Raw genomic sequence first — 19,219 nt, 5'->3', positions numbered from 1 at the left:
GTTCCCGCGGATCGGTTGAGGTCGTTTCCGGGGTCACGGTGTTCCCGCACCGTGACCCCGGGTCCAGCTATTGGTGGTACTGCCGCCAGATGTCCAGTCCGGAGAGCTCCCCGGACTCGATCTCGGCGACCAGGCCCCGCAGCCAGTCCGCCTCGGCCCGCAGCAGGGCCAGGCCGTATTCGGCCTCGACGGTGAACAGGCGCGGCACCGTCTCGGCGGACGCCTCGAGGGCGGCCACCTCGGTCTTGATCTGGTGGTCGAGCACGTCGATGCGCTTGCGCAGCAGGTACAGCGCCTCGTCCGGCGGCAGGATGCCGAGCACCGACAGGCCGGAGCGCAGCCTCGGGTACTCCCGCTCGGGCACCCCGACGATCTCCCGCATCCAGTCGACGATCTCCTCGCGGCCGGCCTCGGTGATCTCGTACACGGTCCGCTCGGGGCGACGGCCTTCCCGGGCCGTGTGGGCCGCCTCGACCAGCCCGTGCTTCTCGAGGTTCTGGACCACGGTGTAGAGCGAACCCCACTGGATCTTGACGTCCTGCTCCTTGCCGCGGCCGCGCATCTCCGCGGCGATCTCGTAGGGGTGCATCGGGCGCTCGTACAGCGTCGCCAGCACGTGCAGCCCGAGGAGGTTGCTCACCTTGCGACGCTTCGCCATCACACCTCCTCGGCCACGGGTACTCGTCCACGAGTATAGGCAAATACTCGCGGACGAGTAAAGCGGCCCAGCGAGCCGAGCACGTCGACCGGCCCGCGCGCAGGCAAAAGCGGGCAACGTGCTCCCCGCGCTCCGGCGCCTCGCTCGGCAGCCGCGCCATGTCGCCCAGGTTGCCGATGGCAAGCGTCGTCCTGGGCGACGTAGAACGTAAAGCTCGCAAAGCTGGCAAAACCGGCCGGGAGGGCGCATAAAGCGCGCAAAACAGGCAGGCGAAAGCGGGTGACCGCGGCAAACGCGCGAAAGCGCTACGCCGCGGCGCGGGGACGGGTCAGTCGCTGGCGGCGGCGAAGGCCTCGAAGCGCTCGGCCACCGCCGTCAGATCCTCCCGATCCTCCTCCGCGCGGGTCTCGTCGCCCACCGTGGTGGAGACCCGCCACGTGCGCTGATGCGGCACGAACGCGACCCGGATCGACGCGCCGTCCTCCCGCCACAGCTGCGCCGTCGTGTTGTCCTCGTCCAGGCGCCCGATGAAGTCGCGGATGTCGTCCCCGGTCGGGTGGTGGGCCAGGGAGCCGTCCTCGGTCGTCATCCGCGGCACCGGTACACGCAGCAGCCGCCTCGGCTGCCACAGCGCGGCCGGCTGGTGGCGCCCCGGCCGCTGGAAGCACAGCAGCTCGCATTCGTCGGCGAGCTTGTGCAGGAACTGCAACGCCTCGTCGGGCGCGTCGCCGTGCAGGGCGAGCAGCACGTGCGTGCCGCCCCCGGCGATCGGCTCGGCCCACAGGGCGGGGTCGACGCCCGCGCGCGCCTCGCGCTCGAACCGTTCCACCCCGGGATTGACCACGGCCCATTCCGCGTCGCCGCGCCGTAGCGCTTCGTATCGGTCGACGCCCTGGTCAACCGTGATCGGTCGGGCCTCGTACCAGACACCAACCTCGATCAACTCCGCCATGGAACACCACCGTACGGAACCGCCAGAAACCGGCGCAACTCAGCCACGCTGGGTGCCGACTCAATCACCCGTTCCTCTTTTCACCATCGGCGCCCCGTCCGGTCGTCTATCTTGTGCGCCGCTATCGAATCGACGAGCCCGGCGGCGTCGTGGGTTGTCACGACGATGGACCCGCCCGCGCCCGGCGGCAACTCGAGCGTGACGGCGGTCAGCGGCAGCACGGCGACGCCGCCCCACTCAGTAAACCGCCCGGCCGGCTCGGCCCGCACGCCGACGATGTCGGACCACAACACAGTCACCGGCGGGTGACGCCGCGACGCCGGCCGGCGCAGCCCGATGGTGAGCCCGCCCGGCCCGGCGGTGACGGCCACCGGCACGCCGCCGCCGAACAGCAGCGCGAAGCCGGCGCCGAGGTCCCAGATGACGGCCGCGCGGGGCAGCGGCAGACGCCCGATCCAGCGCTGAGACCCGGCCGCGTGCTCGGCGCGCTGGCGCCGCCGCGCCCACCACTGGGCGAGGAAGAGGGGTCCGATCGCGGCCGCGGTGAGGCCGGCGAAGGCCATTGCGGCCCGCCACCGGCCGAGCAGCGGCAGCAGGACGGGCACCGCGGCGGCGAGGAACAGCCACCAGCCGCGCCCCCGCACCTTTTCCAGGCTAACGCGGCCCCTGGTGGTGACGGGGTTTGTGCCTGTCGCCCCGGCCGGTCACCATGGTGCGATGCCCTCCGCGACCGCCGTCCGCCTGCTCATGGTGGCCACGTTCCTCGCCCTCGCCGCCGGTGTGGCCGGCTGCGGCGGCCAGGGGGAACCGCCCGCGTCCGCGCCGCAGGCCGCGTCGGCGGCCGAGCCTTCCGCCGGGCCGCCGCCGGGCGTGTCGTCCGTGGGCGCCGCACCGTCCGCGCCCGCTTCCGCAGTTTCGTCGGTACCCGTACCCGCCGGGGTGACCGCGGGCATCGTGATCTACGACCGGCAGGCCGGCGCGTACGTGCTGCAGCAGAAGGCGAGCTGGCGCTTCCGGTCGGCGTCGCTGGTCAAGCTGCTGATCGCGCTGGACTACTTCTGGGACAAGGGCCCCTCCTACGACGTGCCCGCCGACGACGAGCCCAGGCTGCAGATCATGCTGCGCAGCAGCGACGACGCGGCGGCGACCGCGTTGTGGAAGGCCAACGGGCAGCGCGACATCGTCACCCGCATGGTGGGCCGGCTCGGGCTGCAGGACACCGCGCCGCCGCCCGTCAGCCAGCCGGGGTACTGGGGCTACACGGCGGTCAGCGCCGCCGACCTCGTCCGGGTGTACCAGTACATCCTGGACAAGGCGCCCCCGGCCGTCCGCGACTTCATTATGGGCAACCTGCACGCCACCACGAAGTGCGGCACCGACCAGTACGACCAGTCGTTCGGGATCCCGAGCACGTTCAAGGCGCCCCGCTCGGCCAAGCAGGGCTGGTCCGGCTTCGGCGACAGCCCGGCAACGCCGTGCGTGGCCAACGCGGACCTGCCCGCCGCCGCGGCGCCCGCGTTCGTGCCGGCGGCCGCCGAGCCGAACAAGCCCGACATGCTGGGCGACGTGCTGCACACCACCGGCACCGTCGGCGCCGACGACCGGTACATCGTCGCCGTGCTGAGCGTGCACCCGGACGGCACGCCGTTCGCGAAGGCCGCCGCCAACCTGACGAAGATCACCAAATCGCTGCCGTTGCCGGCGTCAACGAAGCTGTGACTCCCGCAGTACACCTGGAAGCTCGAACGCCTCGAACAGCGCCGCGTCGAAGGTGGTGAACTCGGCGACCCGCCCGCCGTCCATCCGGATCACGTCGAGCTTGAACGCGCGGAACTCGGTGCCGCCGGGCTCGCGCAGGTAGCTGGCGGCGGCCGGCAGGCGGTTGGCGCTCGTCGGCACCAGCCGCCAGTCACCCATGCCGGATTGGAACGCCCGCTCCAGCAGCGGACGGAACTCGGCGAGCCCGTTGTACTGCATCGGCAGCGGCGGCATCGTGACCCGCACGTCCTCGCGCAGCAGCGCGACGGTCGCGCCGACGTCGGCGCGGTCGTGCGCGGCGATGAGCCGGTCGAGCAGCTCCCGTTCCTGTCGGGTGGGCGCGGCCGGCCGGCGGTCGCGCTCCGGCGTCGCCTTCAGCGTCGCCCGGGCCCGCTGCAGGGCGCTGTTGGCCGCGGGCACGGTCAGCTCGAGCGCCTCGGCGGTCTCCGCGGCCGACCAGTCCAGCACGTCGCGCAGCAGCAGGACCGCGCGCTGGCGGGCCGGCAGCATCTGGATCGCGGTCAGGTAGGCCAGCTCGATCGTCTCGCGGGCCACGACCACCGCGTCGGGCTGCTCGTCGGGCGGCGCGACCTGGTCCAGGAGGCGGTCGGGGTACGGCTGCAGCCAGCTGACCTCGGTCGACGTCGACGGCGGGCGGCGGTTGTTGCGCCGGATCGCGTCGAGGCAGGCAGTGGTGGCGATACGGTACAGCCACGCCCGCGCGTTCGTCCCCGGCACGAAGTCGTCGCGGCCCCGCCAGGCCCGCAGGAACGTCTCCTGCACGGCGTCGTCGGCGTCCGTGAACGAGGCGAGCATGCGGTAGCAGTGCACGTGCAGCTCCCGCCGATGCCGCTCGAACAGCTGCTGAAAATCCACGTCCCCAATGTAGAGATCGGCCCGGCGGCTCCGACCACTGGCTGAAACCGACGTCACGAAGGAGTTTTGCCATGAAGTACCTGCTGCTGATCCACATGAACCCGGACGTGTGGCAGACCCTCACCCAGGCCGACATCGACGAGGTGATGACCGGGCACGAGGCGTTCATCAAGACGATCAAGGAGTCCGGCGAGCTGATCCGCACCGACGCCCTCGGGCAGCCGGCGGAGAGCGCCGTCGTGCGCGTGCGGGCGGGTGCGCAGACCGTCACCGACGGGCCGTACGTCGAGGCCAAGGAGTTCCTGGCCGGCTTCTACCTGGTCGAGTGCGCCTCGAAGGAGCGGGCGTACGAGCTCGCGGCCATGATCCCGGACGTGAAGTGGAACGCGATCGAGGTACGGCCGATCGTGCACACCGAGGAAGCCTGACGCAGCGTGTCGACGCGGCGCCGGTCCGTCACCGCACGGATCGGCCGCCGCGGTTTTGTCGGGGGTGGTCCGTAGAATCGCCGGCGTGGACAGCGGGATGGGTGCGCTCGATGTGTTACGCAGGGTGTTCGGCTACGACGAGTTCCGGGGCAGCCAGCGGGACATCATCGAGCACGTGATCGGCGGCGGCGACGCGCTGGTGCTCATGCCCACCGGCGGCGGCAAGTCGCTGTGCTACCAGATACCGGCCCTCGTGCGGCCCGGCACCGCGGTCGTGATCTCCCCGCTCATCGCCCTCATGCAGAACCAGGTCGACACGCTGCGCGAGCTCGGCGTCCAGGCCGGCTTCATCAACTCCACCCTCGACCCCGACGAGCGGCGCGTCGTCGAGGCCCAGTTCGCCGCCGGCGAGCTCGACCTGCTCTACATCGCCCCCGAGCGCCTCGCCACGCCCGCCGCCCTGCGCCTGCTCGAGCGGGGCCGGATCGCGCTGTTCGCGATCGACGAGGCGCACTGCGTGTCGCAATGGGGCCACGACTTCCGCCCCGACTACCTCAACCTGTCGATGCTGCACGAGCGCTGGCCCGACGTGCCGCGCATCGCGCTCACCGCGACCGCGACCTCGGCCACGCACAAGGAGATCGCCACCCGGCTGGGGCTCTCCGAGGCGCGGCACTTCGTGTCGAGCTTCGACCGGCCCAACATCCAATACCGCATCGTCGCCAAGCAGGACCCGCGCCGGCAGCTGCTGGAGTTCCTGCGCGGCGAGCACCGCGGCGAGGCCGGCATCGTCTACTGCCTGTCCCGCAACTCGGTCGAGAAGATCGCCGAGTTCCTCAAGGACAACGGCATCCCCGCGCTGCCCTACCACGCGGGCCTCGACGACCGCACCCGCGCCGACAACCAGGACCGGTTCCTCAAGGAGGACGGCCTGGTCATGGTGGCCACCATCGCGTTCGGCATGGGCATCGACAAGCCCGACGTCCGCTTCGTCGCCCACCTCGACCTGCCCAAGTCGATCGAGGGCTACTACCAGGAGACCGGCCGCGCCGGCCGCGACGGCGAGCCGTCCGTCGCCTGGCTGGCCTATGGGCTGCAGGACGTCGTCCAGCAGCGCAAGATGATCGACACGTCGGAGGGCGACGCCGCCCACCGCCGCAACCTGTCCCAGCACCTCGACGCGATGCTCGCCCTCTGCGAGACGGTGGCCTGCCGCCGGCGCCAGCTGCTGGCCTACTTCGGCCAGGAGCTCGACGGCAACTGCGACAACTGCGACACCTGCCTCGCCCCGCCCGAGTCCTGGGACGGCACCGTCGCCGCGCAGAAGCTCCTCTCGACCGTCTACCGGCTGCAGAAGGAGCGCAACCAGAAGTTCGGCGCCGGCCAGTGCATCGACATCCTGCTCGGCAAGAAGACCGACAAGGTCGTGCAGTGGCACCACGACGAGCTCAGCGTCTTCGGCGTCGGCGCCGACCTGCGCGAGGCCGAGTGGCGCGCCGTCGTCCGCCAGCTGCTCGCCCAGAGCCTGCTCGCCGTCGAGGGCGACTACGGCACCCTCGTCCTCACCGACGCCAGCGCCGACGTCCTCGGCCGCCGCCGCCAGGTCATGCTGCGCCGCGAGCCCGACCGCCCGATCTCCGCCGCGAAGGCCGCCAAGACCGCCCGCCGCGACGCCACCGCCGGCGCCGACCTCTCCCCCGAGGCCGCCCCGGTCTTCGAGCACCTGCGCGCATGGCGCGCGGCCACGGCCAAGGAGCAGTCCGTCCCGGCCTACATCATCTTCAACGACGCCACACTGCGCCAGATCGCCGCCGAGCGCCCCCGCACGCTGGCCGAGCTGTCCGGAGTCAACGGCGTCGGCGAGAGCAAGCTGGCCAAGTTCGGCCAGCAGATCCTGGACATGCTGTCCGCGCTCGACCTCCCCTCGTCGCCCGCCTCACCCGCTTCGGCCACGCCTCCGCGCCCGCTTTCGCGCCCGGCCTCGGACCCGGCTCCGCGCCCGCTTTCGCGTCCAACCTCGGACCCGGCTGCGGGCCCGCCTTCGCGGCCGGCCTCGGAGGCGGCGCTGCCCGGCTTGGACCCGGCTGAGGCCGCCTCGGATCCGGCACCCGCCTCGACATCGGCGTCCGCCTCTGCGCCGCCTCGGAGCGCGCCTGCTCGGAGCGCGGCAGTGCCCGCTCAGAGCGACGCCGCACATGCTCGGAGCGCGGCCGCACCCACCCGGAGCGAGGCCGCTTCTGCAACGAGCGAGACCGCCCATGCTCGGGGCGGGACCGCACTCACCCGGAGCGAGACAGCGCCTGCTGGAAGCGCGCCGGCTCCCTCGCGCGGCGGCGCCACGGACGACGCGGTGTTCGAGCGGCTCCGGGCCTGGCGGGCGGCGACGGCCCGAGCCCAGGCGGTCCCGGCCTACGTCGTCTTCCGCGACGTCACCCTGCGCCAGATCGCGGCCGAGCGACCCGGCACCGTCGCCGCGCTCGCCGCCGTCAGCGGCGTCGGGCCGGGCAAGGCGGCCAAGTTCGGCGACGAGGTCCTGGCCGCGCTCGCCGAGTTCGACTCCGCCGCGGCCTCGGGGACCGCTTCGTCCGCGTCCGCTTCGCCTTCGTCCGCGTCCGCTTCGCCTTCGTCGGCGTCCGCTTCGTCCACGTCCGCTTCGACCGTTGCCATCCGGGGCCGCGCCGCCGCGCCCGACCGCACCGCCGGCACCGCACCAGCCGCCCGGGCCGCCGTCCCGGGGCGCGACGGCTCCGGGGCTCGCGGCGCCGTCACGGCCGTGCGGCCGACCGGGTCCGTGTTCGACGAGAGTCCGCTGTTCGACGACGAGGAGCCGCCGTTCGACGACGAGCCGCCCTACGACTACGAGCCCTGACGGCCGAGGGCCATCGCTCCCTATCCCGCCGCCACGCCCGCGCCCTGACGAGCCCGGGCCGTAACCCCGCCGCCGCGCCCGCGCCTTGACCCACGCCCGTGCCGTAACCCCGCCGCCGCGCCCGCGCCTTGACCCACGCCCGGGCCGTAATCCCGCCGCCGCGCCCGCGCCTTGACTCGCGCCCGGGCCGCGGCGTGCCGTGACGTGCTCACGCCGCGACCGGGCCTTGGCTTGATCCGCTGCCGGCTCGTGCCTCAGCCCGCTGCCGTGCCCTGGCCCGCGACCGTCCCGGTGCCCTGGCCGGTCATCGTGCCTGTGCCCTGGCCCGGCATCGCGCCCGTGGTCCGGGACGGCGCCGGCTGGCCTTGCGCCGGCGGGGTCGCGGGGCGGGTGCGGGGCTCCGCGTGCGGTACGGGGATCGAGCCGTCGACGAAGATCCCGTGCCACAGGCAGAACGACAGCACGATCCACAGCTTGCGGGCGTGGTCGGCCTCGCCGCGTTCGTGGGCCTTCAGCAGGTCGTGGGCGTATTCCAGGTCCAGGAGGCGGCCGGCGCCCGAGGTTGACAGGACGTGGTGGGCCCACTCGGCCAGGTCGGTGCGCAGCCAGCGCTTGGCCGGGGTCGGGAAGCCCATCTTCGGGCGTTCGGTGATGAAGTCGGGGACGATGCCGTCCATGGCGCGGCGCAGGGCGTACTTGGTGGTTTGGCCGCGCTTCGGGACCTTCAGGCGGTCGGGCAGCCGCGACAGTACCTCGAAGACGCGGCGGTCCAGGAATGGCACGCGCAGCTCGAGGGAGTGGGCCATCGACATGCGGTCGGCCTTCGTGAGGATGTCGCCGGGCAGCCACGTGTTGACGTCGATGTGCTGCATCGTGGCCACCGGGTCCAGCGCGGCCGCCTCAGCGTAGAGCGGCGCCGTCACGTACGGGTGGCCGACGGCGGGGGCGCCCCGCAGGAGCCGGATCTTCTCGGCCTCGCCCAGGACGCGGGCGTTGCCGAAGTACCGCTGCTGGATCGGGGTTGTCGCCCGCTGCAGGTAGCTCTTGCCCCGCACGCCGTCGGGCAGGGCCCGGGCCAGTGCGCGCAGGCCGCGTTGCAGCGGGGCGCCGAGGCGGGCGACCGGGGCGAGGGAGCGCGGCTCGCGGTAGATCGTGTAGCCGCCGGCCAGCTCGTCGGCGCCCTCGCCGGAGAGGACCACGGTGACGTGCTCGGCCGCGGTCCTCGCCAGGAAGTACAGCGGCACGATCGACGGGTCGGCGACCGGGTCGCCCAGGTGCCAGATGATCCGGGGCAGCGCCTCCATGACCTGCTCGGGGCGCACGACCGTCGGGAAGAGCTCGACGCCGAGGTGGCGGGCCGAGCGCTCGGCGGTCTCGATCTCCGAGAAGGCGGTCGAGGTGTCGAAGCCGGCGGTGAACGCCTGCAGGCGCGGGTGCAGCTCGGCGGCCAGGGCCACGATCGCGGTCGAGTCGATGCCGCTGGACAGGAACGCACCGACCGGGACGTCGGCGCGCATGTGGGCGCGGACGCTGTCCCGCAGGGCGGCGCGCAGGTCGGCCACGACGGCGGCCTCGTCGGCGGCCGGGTCGGGGCGGAACGTCGGACGGGCGTAGCGGCGCACGCTCGCCACGCCGCCGAACTTGCGCACGAGCAGGCCGCCGGCGGGCAGGCGCAGGACCTCGCGGTGCAGGGTGTACGGCTCCGGGACGTACTGCATGGTGAGGTACAGCGACAGCGCCATCGGGTCGAGGTCGGGGGCGGCGTGCTCAAGCAGCGGCGCCTTCTCGCTCGACAGCCACAGGCCGCCGGGGATCTCGACGTAGTACAGCGGCTTGATGCCGAACGGGTCGCGGGCGGCGTACACGGTCTCGGTCACGTCGTCCCAGATCGCGAACGCGAACATCCCGCGCAGCCGGTCGAGGGACGCCTCGCCCCAGTAGTGGAACGCGGCGGCGAGGACCTCCGAGTCGCCGTCGGTGGCGAACACCGCGCCGTGCTCGCGGACGAGCTCCTCGCGCAGCGCCTCGAAGTTGTAGATCTCGCCGTTGTAGACCAGCGTCCACCGGCCCGCCTCCGGGCCCGACGGCGGGTACGTCAGCGGCTGGCGGCTGCCCTGCCGGTCGATGATCGCGAGCCGTTTGAAGCCGGCCGCCACGCCGGGCCCGACCCGCTCCAGCGCCATGTCGTCGGGGCCCCGATGGTCGATGAGGCCGAGTTGGCGCTCCATGGCGCCGAGGAGTTCCGCGGAAATGGTGGCGTCCGCGGTGTACATGAGGAAGCCGCACATGACGTCGTGTCCCTTCGCTCGTTCGGCCACGCTGCGTCGCGCTTCCAGCCGAACAGAGGCCCCGCCGCCGGACCGGCGGATGTGCGACCGGCCATCCCCGGACTCGCCCAGCCGGCGGCATGGGTGATCTTCGCCAGGCGGCGGTTTACGGCACGGCGGCCGGGTTACCGGTGCTCGGCCAGCGAACCGCCCGCCGTTGCCAGGGAGACCACCGCATGCGCCTGCGCCGCCGCCCCCGCCCGCGTCCCCGGAAGCGGTTCCGGTTTTTTCGCGGCGTACTGAAGCTGCTGCTGTGCGGGGTGCTGGCCGGGCTCGTGCTCTCGGCCGCGTCGCTGCCGCTCGCGCTCGCCGGCGGCGGCCTGGCGAAGGCCGGGGCCGACACGTGGGAGAACCTGCCGACCCAGCTCGCGACGCCGCGGCCGGCGCAGACGACGTACGTGTACGCCAGCGACGGAAAGACCCTCCTCACGACCTTCTACGACGAGAACCGCCGCGATGTCGGCCTGGCGCAGATCTCGAAGCTCATGCAGCAGGCGGTCGTCGCCGCCGAGGACACCCGCTTTTACCAGCACCACGGCGTCGACGCGCGCGGCGTCTTCCGCGCGTTCGTGTCCAACAGCCGCGGCGGCGCGCAGCAGGGCGCGTCGACGCTGACGATGCAGTACGTCCGCAATGTGCTCAAGAACGACCCGAGCCTCACCCCGCAGCAGCACCTCGACGCGCTGGCCGACACCCCGGACCGCAAGCTGCGCGAGATGAAGCTGGCGATGGCCTTGGAAAAGAGGATGAGCAAGGGCGAGATCCTGCAGCAGTACCTCAACATCGCCTACTTCGGCTCCGGCGCCTACGGCATCTACGCGGCGAGCCAGACGTACTTCGGCAAGGAGCCGTCGGACCTCACCCTCCCCGAGGCCGCTCTGCTGGCCGGCCTGCTGCAGTCCCCCGACGCCGACAACCCGCTCACCGGCGACCGCGCCACAGCGCTGGCCCGCCGCGAGTACACGCTGGACGCGATGGCGAAGACGAAGGTCATCACCCCCGAGGCGGCCGCCGCGGCGAAGGCGACCGAGCTGACGCTGACCCAGCGCCGGCTGCCGAACGACTGCACCGCCGTACCGCAGGAGCACAACGACTGGGGCTTCTTCTGCGACTACTTCCGCCTGTGGTGGAACTCCCAGCCCGAGTTCGGCGCCACCCCGACCGACCGCGACGAGCTGCTGCGCACCGGCGGGTACACCATCGTGACGTCGCTGGATCCCGGGGTACAGGCGGCGGCTCTTTCGCAGTCCCTCGGTGTCTACGGCTATGACAACGCCCGCTCACTCCCCCTGGCCGTGGTGACGCCCGGCAGCGGCCGGGTCCTGGCGTTGGCGGTGAACCGCCACTACAGCCTGGAGGCCAACCCGCCCCAGCACCCGAACTACCCGAACACCGTGAACCAGCTGGTGTCCGGCGGCGCCGGCGTGGCCGGCTACCAGGCCGGCTCGACGTTCAAGATGTTCACGATGCTGGCCGCGCTGGAGAGCAACCGCCCGCTGAACACCCACTTCAACGCCCCGGCCCGCCTGGTGACCCACTGGCCCGGCGGCGGCACCGGCCCCGGCAACTGCGGCGGGCGGTGGTGCCCCGGCAACGACACCCCGAGCTGGATGGACGGCGACCGCACGATGTGGAACGCGTTCGGCCGCTCGGTGAACACGTACTTCGTCTGGCTCGAGGAGCAGGTGGGCGCCCGCAAGGTCGTGGAGATGGCCCAGCGCCTGGGCATCACGTTCCGCGCCGAGTCGGACACGACCATGGCGGCCAAGGCCGACGAGTGGGGCTCGTTCACGCTCGGCGTGGCCTCGACGACCCCGCTGGACCTGGCCAACGCCTACGCCACGGTGGCGGCCGGCGGCGTGTACTGCCAACCGCTGCCCGTCCTGTCCATCACCGACCCGGACGGCAAGCCGGTCGACGCGGCCGGCCCGAAGTGCCGCCAGGTCCTGGACCCCGACGTGACCGCCGCCGCGACGGACGCCGCGAGGTGCCCGGTGGGCAAGGGGTCGGCGTACAACAAATGCGACGGCGGCACCGCCGAGGCCGTGTCCGGCATCCTCGGCGGCCGCCCGGTCGCCGGAAAGACGGGAAGCTCGGAGTACAACGCGACGGAGACGTTCGTCGGCTTCACCCCGCAGATCGCGGCCGCCGCCATCGCGGTCAACGTCGACAACCCGAACGACCAGGTCGGCGGCGGCGTGTCAAACTCGGTAGACGCGGCGGTGGCGCAGACCATGGCCGCCGCGCTACGGGGCCAGCCCGTGAAGCAGTTCGTGGCACCGAGCCGGGCCAGAGCGCTGGGTTGACGTGCCGACACGGACGGTGACCGCTTTCGGCCACGATTTGGCGACGTCCGGTACCGTGAGAAGGGCCAAGACCGGAAGCGGCGCCGCCTCGTGACGCTCGATGCGCACCTCGGCAGGCACCTCCGGGACGGCAGTGCAACGACCTCAACGAACCACGAGCCGGAACACGCGCGCGTACGTGTTTTCCGGTCTCGCCCCCAATCACGCCCTCGCGGAGGCCGCACCCAGCGAGCCGCGGCACCGTCGCCCAGCCCGGGTTCGCGACACGGTCCGTGGACTCGCGACGAACGAATCACGGACGCGCGAGGACGAGCTCGCGAACCCGCGAAGGCGAACTCGCGGACCCGCGAGGAAGACGCGGGTCCGCGGGCGAGGCTCGGGAAGGGTGTCAGGCGGCGTAGCCGCGCTGGGCGATCCAGTCGGCCATCTTCGTGACGGGCAGGGTGTACGAGCCGACGCCCTGCGCGTCGGCGGGATCCGCGATCTTCACCGTGGCGCCGCCGTCCCGGTAGCCGACGATCGTCAGGTAGTGGCCGCCGTCGTACGAGTGGCCGTGGCCGGCGTCGTCGACCGTTGAGCCGGCGATGTTCGCGACGACCGCGTAACCCTGTGAGATCGCCGACACCACCGACGACCGCAGCTCGTCCACGTCCGCCGGCGTGGCCGTCGAGCCGCGGATGAAGTGGGCCTCGTAGAAGTTGGTGCCAGTAAAGGCGTTCAGGGCGCGGGCCGTGTCCTCGGACGAGTTCGTGCCGCTCTCCGTGGTGCCCAGGCGCTGGGCGACCTCCGACTGCGACGGGAACAAGCCGCGCGCGGTCAAGGCGATCCGGGTGGCCGCTGGGCCGCAGAAGTAGTAGTTTTCCTGCCACGCGAACTGGTACGAAATGTCCTTTTGGACCGGAGGTGTTGCAGATTGCGAAGCGGACGGCGACGGGGATGACGAACCCGCGGCCGACGTTGGCGAGGACGGCTTCGTGGGGGCCGCATCGGCGGGCTGCTTCCCGCGAGCGGCGCCGGCGGCAGCGCCCGGAGTCGAGCCGCCGGATGTCGACGATGCGTCGACCGAGGACTCGGCGCCGACCAGTGCCTGGGCGTCCGCCGGGGTCGGCGAACCCTGCTGCAGCGCGACCACGCCAAAACTCGCGGCCGCGGCCAGGCAGGCCGACGCGGCGACCACCGGCAGCCGCCGGCGGACGAAGGACGGGGTGCGTTGCGAGTGCCGGGATGTGTAGAAGTACGACAACGGGGGTACCACCCTTCCGCAGCCGCCTACCGGGTTAGCTGACGGGTTCGGACGGGAAGGCCGCCCTACCGCGCGACAAGCGCGCGGATTCACCCCAACTGGCGCGTGGGTCCCCGGCTCGTGCGCAACACGGACTCGCCGTGCGCAACACGACTCAGCGGATTCGCATCGGCGTCACCCACCGTGAGTGACTTCAGGGCCGAGGCGAACGGATCGACGGTAAACGCGCCGCTCAGGGCGCTTTTAACCACCCGCGAATTCAGCCACAGGGCGTGACGCCCGCACGAAGGGTGACCGTGCGCACACCGCCCGGGCGCCATTTCTCATGCCCAAAATCACCCCCTCGCCGGCCCGGTCCTAGTCTCGCCGGATGCTCGACGGTGCCGACGAAAACCCGCATCCCAGCGCGGTGGGAACGACCGAGACCGAGTCCAAGTCCGGTCCGCGCCATCTACGGCCTTCCCGCGGCCGCCATGCGGCCCACCTCCGCGTTCTTGCCGCCTCGCTCGCCACACGCCTCACGGAGGCGCGACGCGAGGCGCACTCATTTGCCACGCGCCTGACGGGGGCGCGACGCGAAGCACACTCACTCGCCACACGCCTCAACGGGCCACAGCGCGAGGCCTACCTGTTGCCGGTCGACCCGGGCGACCGGCGACCCCGCGGCCTGGCCGCCGCGGCCGTGCTCGCCGTGGCGGCGCTCGCGCTGACCGCGGTACCGATGTCCGAGAAGCAGAGCCCCGACGGCGGCACCGCGATGAGCCTCGCCAACGAGTCCGAGCGGCCGACGAACGACTCGGTGGCCTCCCGAGGCCGGGAGCGGGCCCCGCGGCCCGCCGCCACCACGAAGGCCCCGAAGGCGACGCAGGGCGCCAAGCCCGCGCAGAGCCCGAAGGCCGCGCCGAGCAGCAGCCCGGCACCGAAGGCGCCGCCCGCGCCCGTGGGCGGGCTCAGCCAGATTGAGATGGACAACGCGATCGCCATCGTCGACGTCGCCAAGCGGGAGAACCTGCCCAAGCGCGCGGCCATCGTCGCGCTGGCCACCGCGCTGCAGGAGAGCCACCTGCGCAACCTGGCCAACGGGAACCTGCCGCAGTCGCTCAACCACCCGAACCAGGGCGTCGGGTACGACTACGACTCCGTCGGGCTGTTCCAGCAGCGCCCGAGCTGGGGCTCGATCGACCAGCTGATGGACCCGCACGAGTCGGCCCGCCGGTTCTACGCGGCGCTCCTGCGCATCCCGGGCTGGGGCGACTACGCGGTCACCGTCGCTGCCCAGATGGTGCAGGGCTCCGCGTTCCCCGACGCGTACGCGAAGTGGGAAGGCCTGGCGACCCAGATCGCCGACGCCACAATGCAATAGCCCCCGAAGTCATTCGTTTGCCGGCCCAGGCTCGCCCGGGCCGGCACGACGATGCGGGGATAGACAGAGCAATAGCCCCCGGAGTCATTCGTTTGCCGGCCCAGGCTCGCCCGGGCCGGCACGACGATGCGGGAATGGACAGACAACGAAGGTCCGTGGCCGCGCTGCTTGCGCTCGCAGTCGCCGCGGCGCCGGGGTTGGTGGCCTGCGACGGTTCGTCGCACCGAAAACCCACCGCGGCGAAGAACACCGCTCCCCCGCCGACACCCGTCGGCCTGACGATCACGCCGTCGACGGACGGCGGCAGCGGCGACGTACCGATCAGCACCGAAATCGGCCTGAAGGTCAGCGCCGGCAAGGTGACCGGCGTGACGCTGACCGACGCGTCCGGCCAGCCGGTCGCCGGCGCGCCAAGAGACGACGGCAGCTCCTGGGTGCCCGCCACGGCGCTGCGCTACGGCACGAAGTACACCGCGAAGGTCACCGCCGTCGGCGTCGACGGCAAGCCGGTGACGAAGGAGACGACGTTCACCACGGCGGCGAAGGCGCCCGGCCAGCAGATCAACTCCGACCTGCAGCTCACCAACGGCGGCACCTACGGCGTCGCGATGCCGATCGTGGTCGACTTCGGCAGCGACGTACCGCCGGCCGATCGCGCGGCCGTCCAGCAGCGACTGTTCGTCACGAGCGATCCGCCGCAGCCGGGGGCGTGGCACTGGTTCAGCGGGCACGAGGTGATGTACCGCCCGGAGCACTACTGGCAGCCGGGCACGAAGATCACCGCGCGCAAGGCCCTCAACGGTGTGCGCATCGGCAACGGCCACACCGATGAGGACATCACGGCGTCGATCACGATCGGGCGCAAGCTGACGATCGACATCGACAACGCCACCAAGAAACTGACGGTGTACCAGAACGACGCACCCATCAAGGAAATGCCGGTCAGCCTGGGCAAGTCGTCGACCCCGACATCCAGCGGCACGACGGTCATCATGTCGCGCGAAGCGGCGACGGTGTTCCGCACGGCCGAGTACGTGGCGCCGGTCCAGTACGCCATGCGCCTGACCTGGGGCGGCCAGTACATCCACGCGGCGCCGTGGTCCGTCGGCGACCAGGGCGTGCGCAACGTCTCGCACGGCTGCACCAACGTGTCCACCGCCAACGCCCGCTGGCTCTACGAGTCCGTGCTGGTCGGCGACCCGGTGACGACTCGCGGCACCGAGGTGGCGCTGGACCCGGGCGACGGCTGGACCGCGTGGGACATGTCGTGGGCGGACTACCAGAAGGCCTAGAGGGGAGTCATCGCATGGAGGTCATACGCGCACCCAGCACGAGCCGCCCGGCGCCGCAGCAGCGGTACTCCGGCGTGGCCTGGATCGGCCGGGACGTGACCGCAATGGAGCCGTCCCGCCTGGCGACGTTCCACGCCCAGTTCAACCCGTGCGCGCGCACCGCGTGGCACCGCTGCCCGTACGGCCGTGTCCTGCACGTCCTGCACGGCGTCGGCCGCGTCCAGCGCCGTGGCGGCCCGGTGCACGAGGTCCGCGCCGGCGACACGATCGTGGTGTCGGCGGGCGAGTGGCACTGGCACGGCGCCGGCCCGCACACGTTCGTGGCGATGGTGTCGACGCACGAGATCGACCCGGACGGCGCCGAGACGGAGTGGGGTGAGCAGGTCACGGACGGGGAGTACGCGCGGGCGCCCCAGTCGTCCGCGATCCGCCCGCCGGACGGGGATCGCCTGCCGGACCGGGAAGCCTGCTGGTGATTCGTGGCCCCGCCGCCGTCGCGCGGCGGGGCCTCACCATGCCCGAAGAGACGCAATCCGCCGACACCGATTTAACATATCAACCCTATCGGTGAAGTAGGATATGCTCCATGTTGGTACTGTCGCGAGCCTCATCGCGCCCGCAGCGGCGCCGCGCGGTCAGCGTCGGATCGCTCCTGCGCGTCGTCCTGGAGCACGGGCCACTGCCCCGCAGCACGATGGCCCGCCTCACGGGCCTGTCGCCGGCGTCGGTGACCGGCCACACCGCCGAGCTGCTGGCGCTCGGCCTGCTGACCGAGCTGCCCGAAGCCACGGCCGCGAACGGGATGGGCCGGCCGTTCCTCCCGGTCGACCTGGACACCTCGGTGGGCATCGTCGCCGGCATCCACTACGCCATCCCGCACGCCACCGTCGCGCTGCTCGACATCCGCGGCCGCGTGCTGGTCGAGCGCCGGATCCCGCACGGCGACGCCGGCGCGGACCGCATCATCGAGCGCAGCGCCGACGCGCTGGCGGGCCTGCTGTACGAGCATCCGCAGGGCGACCGGCTGCTGGGCATCGGGATCGCGACCGGCGGCTGGGTCGACCGCGACCACGGCACGATCATCGAGCACCCGATGCTGGGCTGGCGCCAGGTCCCGGCCGGCGCGATCTTCTCCCGCCGGTTCGGGGTGCCGGCGCTGGCCGACTCGCACTCCCGGGCGCTGGTGCGCGCCGAGCAGCTGTTCGGCCATCCCCGCTCGCGGGAGAGCGTGCTCGCGGTGTTCGTCGGCAACGTCGTCGACGCCGCCTTCGCGCTCGGCGAGCAGGTCCACCACGGGCCCCGCTTCCAGGCCGGCAGCATCGCGCACCTGCCCGTCGCCGGCAGCACCGAGCCGTGCTCGTGCGGGCGCGTGGGCTGCCTGCAGGCGACCGTGTCGGAGCGCCGCCTGGTGCGCCGCGCGCACCAGGCGGGGCTGATCGCCGAGCGGTCGGTGTTCGAGCTCGTCGACATCGCGGCCGCGGGCGACCCGGCCGCCCGCGAGCTCTTCCGCCGGCGGGCCGAGGTCGTCGGACGGGCCATCGCGCCGATCGCGGACCTTTTGAATCCGGAGTTGGTACTCCTGGTCGAGCCCGGCCTGGCCCGCCTGCCCGACTGCCTGGCGACGCTGCGCGAGGCGGTCGCCCGGCACAGCGCGACGGTCACCGACCCCGACCGGACCGTGCTGATGTCGAGCTTCATGGACGCGCCGCTGGCGATGGCCGGCGGCGCGGTCATGCTCGACGCCCTCTACACCGATCCGTTCACCGTGCTGGCGTTCGCCGAGGCGTCCTGATCGGAGTACCGGTTCGCGGGGCGGGCCAGCCCGTAGTGCTCGCGCAGCGTGGTGCCCTCGTACTCGGTGCGGAACAGGCCGCGCTCGCGCAGGATCGGCACGACCTGGTCGACGAAGTCCTCCAGCCCCGACGGCAGGGCCGCGCCCATCACGTTGAAGCCGTCGGCCGCGCCGTTGCCGAACCATTCCTGCAGGACGTCGGCGGTCTGCTCCGGGGTACCGATGAAGGTCCAGTGGCCGCGGCCGCCGCCCAGCCGGCCGATGAGCTGGCGCACGGTCAGCCGCTCGCGGCGGGCCAGGCTGACGATCAGGCCGGACCGGCTCTGCGCGCCCTCGATCGAGGCGCTGTCCGGGATGTCGTCCGGCAGCGGCTCGTCCAGGACCAGCCGGTCGACCGGCACCTCCAGCGTCTCCGAGAGCTGCCCGAGCCCGAACTCCGGCACGATCAGGTCCTCGAGCTCCTGGGCCTTGCGCTGCGCCTCGGCCTCGGTCGAGCCGAGGATCGGCACGATGCCCGGCAGGATCTTGACCGCCTCCGGGTCCCGGCCCAGTGCGGCCGCCCGCGCCTTCAGGTCCGCGTAGAACTGCTGGGCGTCGGCGATGGTCTGCTGCGCGGTGAAGACGGCGTCGGCGTAGCGGGCGGCGAAGTCCTTGCCGTCGTGCGAGGAGCCGGCCTGCACCAGCAGCGGGTGCCCCTGCGGCGGGCGCGGCACGTTCAGCGCCCCCGCGACCCGGTAGTAGTCGCCGCGGTGGCCGATGGCGCGCACCTTGGCCGGGTCGATGTAGCGGCCGCGGGCCTTGTCGGCCAGCCGGGCGTCGTCGTCCCAGGAGTCCCACAGCTTGCGGGAGACCTCCACGAACTCGGTCGCCCGGCGGTACCGGTCGAGGTGGTCCGGGCGGTCGCCGAGGCCGAAGTTGCGCGCGGCAGCCCGCCCGGCCGTGGTGACGATGTTCCAGCCCGCGCGGCCGCCGCTGACGTGGTCCAGGGAGGCGAAGCGGCGGGCCAGGTTGTACGGCTCGTTGTACGTCGTCGAGGCGGTGGCGATCAGCCCGATCCGGCTCGTCGCGGCCGCGAGGATCGCCAGCAGGATCGTGGGCTCCAGCTGGCCGGCGGGGCGATACTCGATGCCCTGCCACAGCGCGGGGCCGTCGGCCAGGAACAGCGAGTCGAGCCGGCCCCGCTCGGCGATCCGGGCCAGGCGGATCCAGTGCTGCACGTCGACGTCGGCGTACGGGTCGCTCTCGGGCAGCCGCCACGCCGCCTCGTGATGCCCCGAGCTCATCAGGAACGCGTTGAGATGCATTCGCCGGGTCATGCGCCCTCCGCTTCGCTCCGGCCGCACGACCTCCGAACT

General features: G+C 72.4%; 15 protein-coding genes, 1 pseudogene and 1 riboswitch. Of the genes and pseudogenes, 9 read left to right on the top strand and 7 right to left on the bottom strand.

The window, feature by feature from the left end; genetic code table 11:
* Positions 1-67: 67 nt before the first annotated feature.
* From ACQEVU_RS06365 to ACQEVU_RS06355, 3 genes are all read right to left on the bottom strand, one after another.
* Positions 68-658, bottom strand: a complete 591-nt coding sequence (locus ACQEVU_RS06365) for a PadR family transcriptional regulator (RefSeq protein ID WP_433321599.1) — start codon at positions 656-658, stop codon at positions 68-70.
* 328 nt (positions 659-986) lie between these two features.
* Positions 987-1,610, bottom strand: coding sequence for a hypothetical protein (locus ACQEVU_RS06360; protein WP_433321598.1), 624 nt, complete (start codon positions 1,608-1,610; stop codon positions 987-989).
* Positions 1,611-1,690: 80 nt separating this feature from the next.
* Complete coding sequence (locus tag ACQEVU_RS06355; RefSeq protein WP_433321597.1) at positions 1,691-2,254, bottom strand: hypothetical protein; 564 nt, start codon at positions 2,252-2,254, stop codon at positions 1,691-1,693.
* A 73-nt stretch (positions 2,255-2,327) separates the two neighbouring features.
* Here ACQEVU_RS06355 and ACQEVU_RS06350 point away from each other — a divergent pair, with 73 nt between their 5' ends.
* Positions 2,328-3,329 carry a hypothetical protein gene (locus ACQEVU_RS06350; RefSeq protein WP_433321596.1) on the top strand — a complete coding sequence of 334 codons (1,002 nt, stop codon included), beginning with the start codon at positions 2,328-2,330 and terminating at the stop codon, positions 3,327-3,329.
* On the opposite strand, the gene ACQEVU_RS06345 is transcribed toward ACQEVU_RS06350, so the two are convergent.
* The gene (locus ACQEVU_RS06345) at positions 3,315-4,244 is read right to left on the bottom strand and encodes an RNA polymerase subunit sigma-70 (RefSeq protein WP_433321595.1); all 930 of its coding nucleotides are present in this window, start codon (positions 4,242-4,244) and stop codon (positions 3,315-3,317) included. The genes ACQEVU_RS06350 and ACQEVU_RS06345 overlap by 15 nt on opposite strands.
* A 71-nt stretch (positions 4,245-4,315) precedes the next feature.
* Between ACQEVU_RS06345 and ACQEVU_RS06340 the strand changes: the two genes are divergently transcribed.
* From ACQEVU_RS06340 to ACQEVU_RS06330, 3 genes and pseudogenes are all read left to right on the top strand, one after another.
* A complete protein-coding gene (locus tag ACQEVU_RS06340; protein WP_433321594.1) occupies positions 4,316-4,672 on the top strand; it encodes a YciI family protein in 357 nt (118 codons plus the stop codon).
* A 97-nt stretch (positions 4,673-4,769) separates the two neighbouring features.
* Positions 4,770-6,590, top strand: a pseudogene (gene recQ / locus ACQEVU_RS06335) (DNA helicase RecQ); the annotation flags it as partial.
* The gene (locus tag ACQEVU_RS06330) at positions 6,573-7,541 is read left to right on the top strand and encodes an HRDC domain-containing protein (RefSeq protein ID WP_433334820.1); all 969 of its coding nucleotides are present in this window, start codon (positions 6,573-6,575) and stop codon (positions 7,539-7,541) included. The pseudogene recQ and the gene ACQEVU_RS06330, both read left to right, overlap by 18 nt.
* A 254-nt stretch (positions 7,542-7,795) precedes the next feature.
* On the opposite strand, the gene asnB is transcribed toward ACQEVU_RS06330, so the two are convergent.
* Positions 7,796-9,859, bottom strand: a complete 2,064-nt coding sequence (gene asnB / locus ACQEVU_RS06325; protein WP_433321593.1) for an asparagine synthase (glutamine-hydrolyzing) — start codon at positions 9,857-9,859, stop codon at positions 7,796-7,798.
* Positions 9,860-10,044: 185 nt separating this feature from the next.
* Here asnB and ACQEVU_RS06320 point away from each other — a divergent pair, with 185 nt between their 5' ends.
* Positions 10,045-12,174, top strand: coding sequence for a transglycosylase domain-containing protein (locus tag ACQEVU_RS06320; protein ID WP_433321592.1), 2,130 nt, complete (start codon positions 10,045-10,047; stop codon positions 12,172-12,174).
* Between the two features lie 388 nt (positions 12,175-12,562).
* Here ACQEVU_RS06320 and ACQEVU_RS06315 read toward each other — a convergent pair whose 3' ends face one another.
* Complete coding sequence (locus ACQEVU_RS06315; RefSeq protein ID WP_433321591.1) at positions 12,563-13,417, bottom strand: C39 family peptidase; 855 nt, start codon at positions 13,415-13,417, stop codon at positions 12,563-12,565.
* An 8-nt stretch (positions 13,418-13,425) separates the two neighbouring features.
* Positions 13,426-13,587: riboswitch (cyclic di-AMP (ydaO/yuaA leader) on the bottom strand.
* Positions 13,588-14,048: 461 nt separating this feature from the next.
* On the opposite strand from ACQEVU_RS06315, the gene ACQEVU_RS06310 reads away from it, so the two are divergent.
* The 4 genes from ACQEVU_RS06310 (at position 14,049) to ACQEVU_RS06295 (ending at position 17,864) form a co-directional block, all read left to right on the top strand.
* The gene (locus ACQEVU_RS06310; RefSeq protein WP_433321590.1) at positions 14,049-14,780 is read left to right on the top strand and encodes a hypothetical protein; all 732 of its coding nucleotides are present in this window, start codon (positions 14,049-14,051) and stop codon (positions 14,778-14,780) included.
* A gap of 155 nt (positions 14,781-14,935) precedes the next feature.
* Positions 14,936-16,072, top strand: coding sequence for an Ig-like domain-containing protein (locus ACQEVU_RS06305; RefSeq protein WP_433321589.1), 1,137 nt, complete (start codon positions 14,936-14,938; stop codon positions 16,070-16,072).
* A gap of 14 nt (positions 16,073-16,086) precedes the next feature.
* Positions 16,087-16,548 carry a cupin domain-containing protein gene (locus tag ACQEVU_RS06300; protein ID WP_433321588.1) on the top strand — a complete coding sequence of 154 codons (462 nt, stop codon included), beginning with the start codon at positions 16,087-16,089 and terminating at the stop codon, positions 16,546-16,548.
* A 110-nt stretch (positions 16,549-16,658) separates the two neighbouring features.
* Positions 16,659-17,864, top strand: coding sequence for an ROK family protein (locus ACQEVU_RS06295; RefSeq protein ID WP_433321587.1), 1,206 nt, complete (start codon positions 16,659-16,661; stop codon positions 17,862-17,864).
* Here ACQEVU_RS06295 and ACQEVU_RS06290 read toward each other — a convergent pair.
* A complete protein-coding gene (locus ACQEVU_RS06290) occupies positions 17,819-19,180 on the bottom strand; it encodes an LLM class flavin-dependent oxidoreductase (protein WP_433321586.1) in 1,362 nt (453 codons plus the stop codon). The two genes, ACQEVU_RS06295 and ACQEVU_RS06290, sit on opposite strands and share 46 nt — an antisense overlap.
* Positions 19,181-19,219: the final 39 nt, after the last annotated feature.

Origin of the sequence: Dactylosporangium sp. CA-139066, assembly GCF_050936175.1 — a bacterium.
Lineage (GTDB): Bacteria > Actinomycetota > Actinomycetes > Mycobacteriales > Micromonosporaceae > Dactylosporangium.
Note: the sequence above shows the minus strand (reverse complement) of the source record. Positions and strands in the feature narration are given on the sequence as shown.